The sequence below is a fragment of the Limnobacter sp. SAORIC-690 genome (assembly GCF_002954425.1).
GTDB lineage: Bacteria > Pseudomonadota > Gammaproteobacteria > Burkholderiales > Burkholderiaceae_B > Limnobacter > Limnobacter profundi.
The window spans coordinates 2285683-2297759 of the sequence record NZ_MQVZ01000001.1; the positions used below are offsets into that span (position 1 = coordinate 2285683).

Below are 12077 nucleotides of genomic sequence, written 5' to 3' on the forward strand. Positions count from 1 at the left end.
TCATGCGATTCAAGCGCAATAAAAACCGGTTTGGTGCTCCAAGGGCTTTTTCGAGTGGTGCGGCCCGTCCGGCTGGAAAACCCCACAAGGGCGTGTATTTGCTACCGAACCTGTTTACTACAGCGGCCTTGTTTTGCGGTTTTTATGGCATTGTGATGGCCATGAGTCAGCAGTTCACCACTGCTGCAGTGGCCATTTTTGCCGCCTTGGTGCTCGACAGCCTGGATGGTCGTGTTGCCCGAATGACCAATACCCAGAGCGCATTCGGTGCCGAGTACGACAGTTTGGCGGACATGGTGTCCTTTGGCGCGGCACCCGCGCTCATTATTTACGAATGGTCACTCAGCGGAATGGGCAAGCTGGGCTGGGTTGCCGCTTTCGTTTACCTGGCTGGTGCGGCTTTGCGCCTGGCACGATTCAATACCAATGCAGCCGTGGTGGACAAAGCCTGGTTTCAGGGCTTGCCTAGCCCTGCTGCGGCCGCTTTGGTGACCGGGTTTGTGTGGGTGATGGACGACGCCAAAATGGCTGGAGCCGAGCTGGATTGGCTGGCTTGGGGTATTACCTTCTACGCCGGGATCACCATGGTGTCCAATGTTCCGTTCTTCAGCGGCAAAGATTTCCATTTCCGCCGCAGTGTTCCCTTCCTTGTGCTCGCCTTGATCCCATTGGTATTTGCTTTGGTTTCTCAAGATCCCCCCAAGGTGTTGTTCGGCGTTTTTGTACTGTATGGGCTTTCCGGTTATGTGGTGTATGTGGTGCGGAAAGTAAAAGGGCAGGGGCTCAAGGGGCTGGACATCGAAAGGGACGAACATTTTTAAGTCGGGTTCCCTGCAATACCGCTGCCAGCCTGCATTGTTGTATCCTTAGAGCATAATCAGGAGAACAGCATGTCAGACCGCCTCATCATATTCGATACCACCCTGCGCGACGGCGAACAAAGCCCTGGCGCATCCATGACTCGCGAAGAAAAAATCCGCATCGCCAAGCAGTTGGAAAAACTGAAGGTTGATGTGATAGAGGCCGGTTTCGCCGCCTCCAGCAATGGCGATTTCGAAGCCATCAAATCCATTGCATCGGTCATCAAAGACTCCACCGTGTGTTCTTTGGCCCGTGCAAACGACAAAGACATTACGCGGGCAGGTGACGCGCTGGCACCCGCCGAGCGCCGCCGCATTCACACCTTCATTGCCACGTCGCCCCTGCACATGGAGGTGAAGCTGCGAATGACGCCCGACCAGGTTCTGGAGCAGGCCGTGAAAGCAGTGAAGCTGGCCTTGCAATACACCGATGATGTCGAGTTTTCTGCTGAAGACGGCTACCGCTCTGAATTGCCTTTCCTTGCCAAGGTTTGTGAGGCGGTCATCAAGGCCGGCGCCAAAACAATCAATATTCCCGACACCGTGGGGTATGCCGTGCCCTCCTTGTATGGAGAGTTCATGCGCGACTTGCGCACCTTGACGCCCAACAGCGACAAGGCGGTGTGGTCCGTTCACTGTCACAACGATTTGGGTATGGCGGTGGCCAACTCCCTGGCGGGCGTGGCCATTGGTGGTGCGCGGCAGGTGGAGTGCACCATCAACGGACTGGGCGAACGCGCAGGCAACTGTTCGCTCGAGGAAATTGTGATGGCGGTTAAAACCCGTCGAGATTTCTTCGATCTGGATGTCGGTATTGATACCACTCAAATTGTGTCGGCCAGCCGCCTGGTCAGCAACATTACGGGCTTTGTGGTTCAGCCCAACAAAGCCATTGTGGGGGCGAATGCCTTTGCCCATGCATCTGGTATTCACCAAGATGGTGTGCTGAAAGCGCGTCAAACCTATGAAATCATGACAGCCGAGGATGTGGGGTGGTCTGCCAATAAAATCGTGTTGGGCAAGCTGTCGGGTCGCAATGCCTTCAAGCAGCGCCTAGAAGCCTTGGGTATTGAAATGGAAAGCGAGCAGGCGTTGAACGACACTTTCCAGCGCTTCAAGGACCTTGCCGACCGCAAAGCTGAAATTTTTGATGAAGATATTCATGCCCTGGTTTCCGGTGACGGCGCAGGTGGAGAGTCCGAGCACTACCGTTATGTGTCTCTGGTTCAGCATTCTGAGACGGGTGAGCGCCCCAAAGCGCGTGTTGTGTTCTCAATCGATGGCCGTGAAGTGGTCTCTGAAAGTCAGGGCAACGGGCCTGTGGACGCCACGGTAAAAGCCATTGAGGCCGAAGTGCAAAGCGGTGCTGAATTGTTGCTTTTCTCGGTCAACGGCATTACCTCGGGTACCACTGAATCGCAGGGCGAGGTTACGATGCGGCTGCAAAAGGGTGGGCGAATCGTCAATGGCGTGGGTGCAGATCCCGACATTGTGGTTGCCTCAGCCAAGGCTTATCTGTCTGCTTTGAATAAATTGCAGTCAAAACACGAAAAGTTGAATCCACAGGTTTGATTTTCAGCAGTTTTCCCCTACAATAACGGGTTCAGGTGACCGCCTTTTAATTAATTTGAATTAGGGGTGGTCTTTTTACACGGAACTGCGGTTGCTATTGTGGCTGCAAGTTCACGCAAGTGGAGTAATAAAGATGTCAGAAATCAATAAAGCGGCAATTCTTGCCGAATATCAACGCGCCAAGGGCGACACAGGTTCTCCCGAGGTTCAAGTGGCATTGTTGACAGCCCGAATCAACTCGTTGACCGATCACTTCAAGGCCAACGCCAAAGACCATCACTCACGCCGCGGTTTGCTGCGCATGGTGTCTCGTCGTCGTAAGCTGCTTGATTACCTCAAGCGCAAAAACGCAGATGCCTACCGCAACCTGATCAGCAGCTTGGGTCTACGCAAGTAATTGGTCGCTGCTACAAGCCGTTGATTTGACTCAAATGCCTGCAACCCCGGTTGTGGGCATTTGTGTTTTAAAACTGACGGGCTCTCGCATCCGGGTATTGGCCCGGCGAGATTACTAAAAGGAAAAGACAAAGTGTTTGAAATTCATAAAGAAACGTTCCAGTACGGTCAACACACAGTGACCCTGGAAACCGGTGAAATTGCCCGTCAAGCGGGTGGCTCTGTAATCGTTACTGTAGACGACACCGTTGTATTGGCCACCGTCGTGGCAGCCAAGTCGGCGAAGCCTGGGCAAGATTTTTTCCCATTGACTGTTGATTACGTTGAAAAATTCTATGCTGCCGGCCGTATCCCCGGTGGTTTCTTCAAGCGTGAAGGCAAGGGTACTGAGCAAGAAACCCTGAATGCACGCTTGATCGATCGTCCATTGCGCCCTCTGTTCCCTGAAGGCTTCTTCAATGAAGTGCAGGTAACTCTGACTGTCATGTCGATTAACCCCGAAGTGAATCCAGACATTCCCGCCATGTTGGGTGCGTCTGCTGCGCTGTCCATCGCCGGCATTCCTTTCAATGGCCCTGTGGGCGGTGCTCGTGTGGGTTATATCAATGACCAGTACGTGCTGAACCCCACGGCCACACAGTTGAAAGACAGCAAAATGGACCTGATCGTTGCGGGTACCGAAGCTGCGGTGCTGATGGTTGAGTCTGAAGCTCACGAGTTGTCCGAAGAAATCATGCTGGGCGGCATCATGTTCGGTCACGAACAAATGCAAGCCGCAATCAATGCCATTCACGCGCTGACTGCCAAAGCTGGCAAGCCTGAATGGGACTGGAAAGCTGCACCTGCCAACGAGCCTTTGGTTGCGGCCATTACCGAGTTGGCCGGCGAAAAGCTTGCTGCTGCCTACAAAATGACTGAAAAGCAGGCACGTAGCCAGCGCTTGAAGGAAATTTCAGCGGAAGTAGCCGCTGAATTGCCTTCCAAGTTGACTGAGGAGCAGCGTGCAGCAATCACCAATGCGGATATTGGCGATGTCATGTTTGGTCTCGAAGCCAAAATTGTTCGTGGCCAAATTTTGAATGGTGAACCACGTATCGATGGCCGCGACACACGCACCGTGCGCCCCATTACTGTTCGCACTGGGGTATTGCCACGTGCACACGGTTCCGCTTTGTTCACACGTGGCGAAACACAGGCTTTGGTAGTTACCACCTTGGGTACCGGCCGTGACGAACAAATGATTGATGCGGTTGCCGGTGAATATCGCGACCGCTTCATGTTCCATTACAACATGCCCCCGTACGCCACTGGCGAATGTGGTCGCATGGGTGCACCAAAGCGTCGTGAAATCGGTCATGGTCGCTTGGCACGCCGCGCGGTTGAAATGATGTTGCCCGCGCCTGAAGATTTCCAATACACCATGCGCGTGGTGTCAGAAATCACTGAATCCAATGGTTCAAGCTCTATGGCGTCTGTGTGCGGTGGTGCATTGTCTTTGATGGACGCAGGTGTTCCCTTGAAACAGCTGGTGGCCGGTATTGCCATGGGCCTGATCAAGGAAGACAACAAGTTTGCGGTACTCACAGACATTCTGGGTGATGAAGATCACCTGGGCGACATGGACTTCAAGGTTGCCGGTACTGAGAATGGTGTGACTGCACTGCAGATGGACATCAAGATTCAGGGCATCACCAAAGAGATCATGCAGGTTGCGCTGGCGCAGGCCCGTGAAGGCCGCATGCACATTCTGGGTATCATGAAAGAGGCCACAGGTGGCAGCGTAGGCGAATTGTCTGCCTACGCCCCTCGCATGATCACCATGAAGATCAACCCTGAAAAGATCCGTGACGTGATTGGCAAAGGTGGTGCAACCATTCGTGGCATTACCGAGCAAACCGGTGCAAGCATCGACATCAAGGAAGACGGTTCTATTACCATCGCCTCGGTTGATGGTGATGCTGGTGAGCGTGCCAAAAAGCTGATTGAAGACATCACGGCTGAGGTTGAAGTTGGCGCTGTGTATGAAGGCACTGTGTTGAAGTTGCTCGATTTCGGTGCAATTGTTAGCGTGTTGCCAGGCAAAGATGGTTTGTTGCACATCTCCCAAATCGCCAACGAGCGCGTGAACACGGTTGGTGATTTCTTGAAAGAAGGCCAGGTTGTGAAGGTTAAGGTGTTGGAGGCCGATGAAAAAGGTCGCTTGCGCTTGTCCATGAAAGCCTTGCTGACTCCTGAAGCGCCTGCTGAGCAAGCATCTGAAGGCTCAAGCGAAGGTTGATGAGTACAGCGCTTTTACAACAACTGCCCGTTAGCATGAGGGCAGTGGGTGTGAAAGCCCCCGGTGGCGTAGATCAGCTTGAGTTGATCGAGCTACCGGTGCCGTCACCCAAGCCAGGTGAGGTGCTTATTCAGGTTAAGGCCGCCGGGGTAAATCGCCCCGATGTTCTTCAACGCCTGGGTTTGTACCCGCCGCCCCCTGATGCCAATCCTAACCTTGGGTTGGAAGTGTCTGGCGTGGTTGTGGCCGTGGGTGCAGGTGTCTCTGAAAGCATGTTGGGTAGCCCCGTCATGGCTTTGTGCAATGGTGGGGGTTACGCGGAATATGCATGCGCGCCTGCAGGGCAATGCATGCACATACCGGAAGGTTTAAGTTTCACCGAGGCGGCCAGCCTGCCCGAGGTGTACATGACCGTTTGGCAAAACCTGTTCATGAAGGGTGGTGCCAAGGCGGGTCAAACTGTATTGATTCATGGGGGCAGCAGTGGCATTGGCACGGCTGCCGTCCAGCTTTGCAAGAAACACGGGTTGCGAACCCTTGTTACTGTTGGTAGCCAGGAGAAAGCCGATTTTTGCCTGGGTTTGGGGGCTGAGAAAGCCTACCTGTACAAAACCCAAGACTGGGAACAGTTGGTATTGCAGGATACGCAACAGCAGGGTGTCGATTTGATTCTCGACATGGTTGCGGGCGAATACCTGAATAAAGATTTAGGCTGCGCAAAACCCCAAGGAATGGTGATAGTAATTGCCCTTTTGGGTGGGCGTTTTGCAAATATTGATGCGGCAAAGTTGATGACCAAGCAAGTGGTGTTGACTGGCACTACCTTGCGCCCGCGTTCTGCTGAGTTCAAGGCAGATTTGGCGCGACAGGTTGAAAGTGAATTGAGAGAAGGTTTTTCCTCTGGAGTACTGAAATCGCTGGTTCAAGCCACTTTCGCACTTGATGACGTTGCCCAGGCGCACCTGTTGATGGAGTCGGGCAACTCCTTGGGAAAAATTGTGCTCTGCATTGAGAATCAAGGAAGGGAATCAGGACAAACATGAGCGAGACAAACAAACAAAATTCAAGAAAGAAGTTGGTGGCTGGTAACTGGAAGATGAATGGCAGCTTCGATTCGAACGAGGCGCTTGTTCTGGGCTTTCTGCCCGAAGTTGATGATCAGGTTGATGTATCCGTATTTTGTCCTTTTCCTTATCTGTCGCAGGTCGGCAAGCTATTGGAAGATCAACGTGTGACTTTCGGTGCGCAAGACGTGTCGGCAAAGCCAGGTGGTGCTTACACTGGTGAGGTCTCAGTGGACATGCTCAAAGAGTTTGGCGTGAAGCAGGTGCTGGTGGGACACTCCGAGCGCCGCCAATACCACGCTGAAAGCAGTGTGGCAGTGGCCGAGAAGGCGGTTGCAGCCATTCAGGGCGGTATTACGCCAATTGTTTGTGTGGGTGAAACGCTTGCAGAACGAGAAGCGGGGAAGGTTGAGGCAGTGATTGCCTCTCAGCTGGACCCGGTTGTTGAGCGTTGTTCAAAGTTTGTTGAAAGCGGCACCTGGAACCTGGTGATTGCCTACGAACCCGTTTGGGCAATTGGCACTGGCGTCACCGCCAGTCCCGAACAGGCGCAAGAGGTGCATGCCATGATTCGAGCCCGATTAAATGCCATGTTGGGGCCGGAAGTGGCTCAGAACACCCGAATTTTGTACGGCGGAAGTGTGAAGCCGGGCAATGCAAGCGAGATTTTTGCAAAAGTTGACATTGATGGTGGCCTAATTGGTGGTGCCGCTTTGTCTTCTGATGATTTCTCTGGAATAATACGCGCCGCGAGAGGTTAAATAATTTATGAGCATTTTCAATACATTCTTGGTGGTCATGCAGATCATCTCTGCAATCGCCGTAATCGTTCTTGTTTTGCTGCAGCACGGCAAGGGCGCAGACATGGGCGCAGCCTTCGGCAGCGGCTCATCCGGCAGCCTGTTTGGTGCAACCGGATCGGCGAATTTCTTGAGCCGGGCCACAGGCTTTTGTGCTACAATCTTTCTGCTTTGCACACTGGGTTTGGCCTTTTATTCTAGGGCCGGCGTCGAAGCAGAATCCGGTGGTGTGATGGAGGCCATTCAGGCTTCTCCAGCAGAGGGAACGGCAACCCCTGCGGAGACCAAGCCGGCTGAGCCAAAAACGCCCGTGCAGGACATTCCAAAGTAATTCGTTGCGAAGCAATGTATTGCAGCAACAATATGCCGACGTGGTGGAATTGGTAGACACGCTATCTTGAGGGGGTAGTGGCCACAGGCTGTACGAGTTCGAGTCTCGTCGTCGGCACCAAGGTTTAAATCAAAGCCGGTCTTGTAAATAACGACCGGCTTTTTTTCGGGCTAATCGAAGGCCATTAGGGTTTACACGGGAGTCACAGTGAATTTAGAGTCTTATTTTCCAGTGTTTTTGTTCATCCTTGTGGGGATCGGTGTAGGCGGTGGTGCCATGCTGGTCGGTCGAGTTCTCGCCCCCCACCGCCCTGACGGGCAAAAACTTTCCCCATACGAGTGCGGTTTTGAAGCCTTCGAAGATGCACGCATGCAATTCGATGTGCGCTATTACCTCGTTGCCATTCTTTTTATTCTGTTCGATCTCGAAATCGCCTTTCTCTTCCCCTGGGCTGTGGCCTATCGGGAAATTGGTCCAGTCGGTTTCTGGGCCATGATGATTTTTCTGGGTGTTCTGGTGGTGGGCTTCATTTATGAATGGACCCGCGGTGCGCTGGACTGGGAATAAGTTGTCGAATAAGCGGGCTATTTACGGGCAATTGATCGCCCCACTTTCGTGAAGGTAGTAAGCAAATGGGTATTGACGGAGTTTTAAACGAAGGTTTTATCACCACCACGGCTGACAAGTTGATCAACTGGGGTCGCACAGGTTCGCTTTGGCCGATGACATTTGGTTTGGCGTGTTGTGCTGTTGAAATGATGCATGCGGGTGCCAGTCGCTACGACTTGGACCGTTTCGGCATTATTTTCCGCCCCAGTCCGCGCCAATCCGATCTCATGATTGTTGCAGGCACGCTGTGCAACAAAATGGCACCGGCTTTGCGCAAGGTATACGACCAAATGGCCGAGCCGCGCTGGGTCCTATCCATGGGCTCTTGTGCCAATGGTGGTGGTTACTATCACTATTCGTATTCGGTGGTTCGGGGTTGTGATCGCATCGTACCCGTTGATGTGTACGTGCCTGGCTGCCCACCCACAGCGGAAGCGCTCATGTACGGTCTGCTCCAGTTGCAGAACAAGATCAAAACAACTTCCACCATTGCGCGATAAGGGGTTCTATTCATGACACAGAACCAAACTTTGAGCCTGGAAAAGTTAAGCGCCGACCTTACCGCCGCGCTCGGTGATCGTATTGTTGAATGCAAAGTGGCCTTCGGTGAAGTGAACCTGACGGTGAAAGCAGATTCCTATTTTGAATCGTGCACGATACTTCGCGACCATGAGAACCTGCAGTTTGAACAGCTGATCGACCTGTGTGGCCTTGACCGCAGTGAGTATGGCAATGAATTGAACGAATCCCAGCGCTTCTGGGTGGTGTGTCAGTTGTTGTCAGTGTCCAAAAACATGCGTGTGCGTCTGAAGGTGTGCTGTCCTGACGACGATCTGCCCACTGTTGCCTCGGTAATCGACGTTTGGTCTTCTGCCAACTGGTATGAGCGCGAGGCGTTCGATTTGTACGGCATTGTGTTCGAGGGGCACCCCGACTTGCGTCGCATTTTGACCGACTATGGTTTTGTGGGCCATCCGTTCCGCAAAGACTTCCCCTTGTCTGGTCATGTTGAAATGCGATACGACCCAGAGTTGGGCCGTGTCGTGTACCAACCCGTCACCATTGAGCCGCGTGAAATTACACCCCGCATCATTCGCGAACCTCAATATGGTGGAGCGAAATAATCATGGCTGAAATTAAAAACTACACCCTGAACTTTGGTCCCCAGCACCCCGCCGCACACGGTGTGTTGCGTTTGGTGCTTGAACTGGATGGTGAAGTGGTGCAACGTGCCGACCCACACATCGGTTTGCTGCACCGTGGCACTGAGAAACTGGCTGAGCACAAAACATTCATTCAATCGCTGCCGTACATGGACCGCCTTGATTACGTGTCCATGATGTGCAACGAGCATGCTTACTGCATGGCCATTGAAAAGCTCTTGAACATCGAAGTACCTGTTCGCGCGCAATACATTCGCGTGATGTTCGACGAAATCACCCGCATTCTGAACCACCTGCTGTGGCTGGGTGCTCACGGTCTTGATGTGGGTGCGATGGCGGTGTTTCTGTACGCCTTCCGTGAACGTGAGGATTTAATGGACTGCTACGAGGCAGTGTCAGGTGCACGTTTGCACGCCGCATATTTCCGCCCCGGTGGCGTGTATCGGGACCTTCCGGACCGCATGCCCCAGTACAAACCTTCCAAGGTTCGTTCAGCTAAAAAAGTGGATGCACTAAACAAGAATCGTCAAGGTTCGTTGCTTGATTTTCTGGATGACTTCACCCAGCGTTTCCCGAAGTACGTAGATGAATACGAAACCCTGCTGACGGATAACCGAATCTGGAAGCAGCGTTTGGTCGGCGTGGGTGTAGTTTCACCTGAACGCGCTTTATCCATGGGCTTTACCGGCCCCATGTTGAGAGGCTCTGGTATTGCCTGGGACTTGCGCAAGAAGCAACCTTACGAAGTATATGACCGTCTGGATTTCGACATACCTGTGGGCAAGAACGGCGATTGCTACGACCGCTATTTGGTGCGCGTTGAAGAAATGCGCCAGTCGAACAAAATTATCAAGCAGTGTATCGACTGGTTGCGTGTCAACCCTGGCCCCGTAATGAGCGACAACCACAAAGTAACGCCGCCCAAGCGTGTGGACATGAAGACCAACATGGAAGAACTGATCCACCACTTCAAGTTGTTCACCGAAGGTATGCACGTGCCAGAGGGTGAATCCTATGCAGCGGTTGAGCACCCCAAGGGTGAGTTTGGTATTTACTTGGTCGCAGATGGCGCAAACAAGCCCTATCGCTTGAAAATTCGCGCGCCGGGCTTTGCACACCTGCAAGGATTGGACGAAATGTCTCGTGGTCACATGCTGGCTGACGTGGTAACCATCATCGGTACCCAAGACATCGTGTTCGGTGAAATTGATCGCTAAGGATTGAATTGAATCATGAAGTTGAGCGAAAACGCCTATCGTTTGATAGACAAAGAACTGACCAAATACCCGGCTGACCAAAAAATTTCGGCTGTCATGGCGGGCTTGCGCATTGCCCAGGTGGAACTTGGCTGGTTGCCTACCGATGCAATCGAGGCAGTTGCCGAATACCTGGAAATTCCACCGATTGCTGCGTATGAAGTGGCCACGTTCTACAACATGTACGACACCAAAAAAGTGGGCAAGTCGAAGATTGTTGTGTGTACGAACTTGCCATGTGCATTGTCCGGCGGTACCGACGCGGCTGAATACTTGAAGAAAAAACTGGGTATTGATTACAACGAGACCACCAAAGACGGCCTGTTCACCCTGAAAGAAGGTGAGTGCATGGGCGCTTGCGGCGATTCCCCAGTGATGTTGGTGAACAACCACCGCATGTGCAGTTTTATGAGCAACGAGAAAATCGATGCGCTGGTAGAGGAGTTGAAGTCATGACTTGTTTGCACGGACGACACATTAACCCGGTAATTTTGGCTGGTCTCGATGGCAGCAACTGGGACCTGAAAGGTTACGAAGCACGTGGTGGTTACAAGGCGCTGCGCAAAATCCTGACAGAAGGAATTTCTCAAGAAGACGTCATTGCAGAAGTGAAGATGTCTGCGTTGCGCGGTCGTGGAGGCGCAGGTTTTCCAACCGGCCTGAAATGGAGCTTCATGCCCCGCCAGTTTCCAGGGCAAAAGTATTTGGCCTGTAACTCGGATGAGGGCGAGCCTGGCACATTTAAAGACCGCGACATTTTGCGTTACAACCCGCACTCAGTCATCGAAGGCATGGCGATCGCCGCCTACGCCATGGGCATTTCCGTGGGTTACAACTACATTCACGGCGAGATCTGGGAAACCTACGAACGCTTTGAAGAAGCACTGGAACAGGCTCGCGCTGCAGGCTACCTGGGCGATAACATCATGGGCTCGAAGTTTAGCTTCCAGCTGCATGCACACCAAGGTTATGGCGCTTATATTTGCGGTGAAGAAACCGCGCTGATTGAGTCTATCGAAGGTAAAAAGGGTCAGCCCCGTTTCAAGCCACCGTTTCCGGCTTCCTACGGCATTTACGGCAAGCCCACCACCATTAACAACACAGAAACATTCGCTGCGGTGCCATTCATTATTCAGAACGGTGGCGACTGGTTTCTCGAGCTGGGTAAGCCTAACAACGGTGGTACGAAGATTTTCTCGATCTCCGGCGATGTTGAAAAGCCCGGCAACTACGAAATTCCTCTGGGAACACCCTTTGCAACCTTGCTTGAAATGGCTGGTGGCATGAAGGGTGGCCGCAAGATCAAGGCTGTGATTCCGGGTGGTTCATCCATGCCCGTGTTGCCAGGTGACGTGATGATGGCCACCGACATGGACTACGACTCCATCGCAAAAGCGGGCTCTATGTTGGGTTCAGGTGCGGTCATCGTGATGGACGAAACACGCTGCATGGTGAAAAGCCTGTTGCGCCTTTCTTATTTTTATTACGAAGAAAGCTGTGGCCAATGTACGCCTTGCCGTGAAGGCACAGGTTGGTTGTACCGAATCATCAACCGCATTGAACACGGAGAAGGTCGCCCTGAAGACCTGGACATGTTGAACTCGATTGCCGACAACATTCAGGGTCGCACCATTTGTGCGTTGGGCGATGCTGCTGCCATGCCAGTTCGTGCTTTCCTGAAACATTTCCATGAAGAATTTGAGCATCACATCACACACAAGTCGTGCATTGTGCCGGCTTACGTTTGA

The 12077-nt window shown here is 52.7% G+C and carries 13 protein-coding genes and 1 tRNA gene; all 14 read left to right on the forward strand.

What is annotated here, in order from left to right; translation table 11 throughout:
* Positions 1-2 precede the first annotated feature (2 nt).
* Positions 3-821, forward strand: coding sequence for a CDP-diacylglycerol--serine O-phosphatidyltransferase (pssA, locus tag BSZ31_RS10885; RefSeq protein ID WP_105028769.1), 819 nt, complete (start codon positions 3-5; stop codon positions 819-821).
* Between the two features lie 69 nt (positions 822-890).
* Positions 891-2432 carry a 2-isopropylmalate synthase gene (locus BSZ31_RS10890; RefSeq protein WP_105028770.1) on the forward strand — a complete coding sequence of 514 codons (1542 nt, stop codon included), beginning with the start codon at positions 891-893 and terminating at the stop codon, positions 2430-2432.
* 133 nt (positions 2433-2565) lie between these two features.
* The gene (gene rpsO, locus BSZ31_RS10895) at positions 2566-2829 is read left to right on the forward strand and encodes a 30S ribosomal protein S15 (protein ID WP_008251166.1); all 264 of its coding nucleotides are present in this window, start codon (positions 2566-2568) and stop codon (positions 2827-2829) included.
* A gap of 132 nt (positions 2830-2961) precedes the next feature.
* Positions 2962-5106 (forward strand): polyribonucleotide nucleotidyltransferase, encoded by a 2145-nt coding sequence (gene pnp, locus BSZ31_RS10900; RefSeq protein ID WP_105028771.1) that lies wholly within the window; start codon positions 2962-2964, stop codon positions 5104-5106.
* The gene (locus tag BSZ31_RS10905) at positions 5106-6149 is read left to right on the forward strand and encodes an NAD(P)H-quinone oxidoreductase (protein ID WP_105028772.1); all 1044 of its coding nucleotides are present in this window, start codon (positions 5106-5108) and stop codon (positions 6147-6149) included. The genes pnp and BSZ31_RS10905 overlap by 1 nt, the downstream gene beginning before the upstream one ends.
* The gene (tpiA, locus tag BSZ31_RS10910) at positions 6146-6931 is read left to right on the forward strand and encodes a triose-phosphate isomerase (RefSeq protein WP_105028773.1); all 786 of its coding nucleotides are present in this window, start codon (positions 6146-6148) and stop codon (positions 6929-6931) included. Before BSZ31_RS10905 ends, tpiA begins: the two co-directional genes overlap by 4 nt.
* A gap of 7 nt (positions 6932-6938) precedes the next feature.
* A complete protein-coding gene (gene secG / locus BSZ31_RS10915) occupies positions 6939-7301 on the forward strand; it encodes a preprotein translocase subunit SecG (protein ID WP_105028774.1) in 363 nt (120 codons plus the stop codon).
* 34 nt (positions 7302-7335) lie between these two features.
* Positions 7336-7421 (forward strand) — tRNA-Leu (locus BSZ31_RS10920).
* Positions 7422-7508: 87 nt separating this feature from the next.
* Positions 7509-7868 (forward strand): NADH-quinone oxidoreductase subunit A, encoded by a 360-nt coding sequence (locus BSZ31_RS10925; RefSeq protein WP_105028775.1) that lies wholly within the window; start codon positions 7509-7511, stop codon positions 7866-7868.
* 65 nt (positions 7869-7933) lie between these two features.
* The gene (locus BSZ31_RS10930) at positions 7934-8410 is read left to right on the forward strand and encodes an NADH-quinone oxidoreductase subunit B family protein (RefSeq protein ID WP_008251188.1); all 477 of its coding nucleotides are present in this window, start codon (positions 7934-7936) and stop codon (positions 8408-8410) included.
* A gap of 12 nt (positions 8411-8422) precedes the next feature.
* Positions 8423-9034, forward strand: a complete 612-nt coding sequence (locus tag BSZ31_RS10935; protein WP_105028776.1) for an NADH-quinone oxidoreductase subunit C — start codon at positions 8423-8425, stop codon at positions 9032-9034.
* Positions 9035-9036: 2 nt separating this feature from the next.
* On the forward strand, positions 9037-10290 hold the full coding sequence (locus BSZ31_RS10940; RefSeq protein ID WP_105028777.1) for an NADH-quinone oxidoreductase subunit D: 1254 nt from the start codon (positions 9037-9039) through the stop codon (positions 10288-10290).
* Positions 10291-10305: 15 nt separating this feature from the next.
* Positions 10306-10785 (forward strand): NADH-quinone oxidoreductase subunit NuoE, encoded by a 480-nt coding sequence (gene nuoE, locus BSZ31_RS10945; protein ID WP_105028778.1) that lies wholly within the window; start codon positions 10306-10308, stop codon positions 10783-10785.
* The gene (nuoF, locus tag BSZ31_RS10950; protein WP_105028779.1) at positions 10782-12077 is read left to right on the forward strand and encodes an NADH-quinone oxidoreductase subunit NuoF; all 1296 of its coding nucleotides are present in this window, start codon (positions 10782-10784) and stop codon (positions 12075-12077) included. Before nuoE ends, nuoF begins: the two co-directional genes overlap by 4 nt.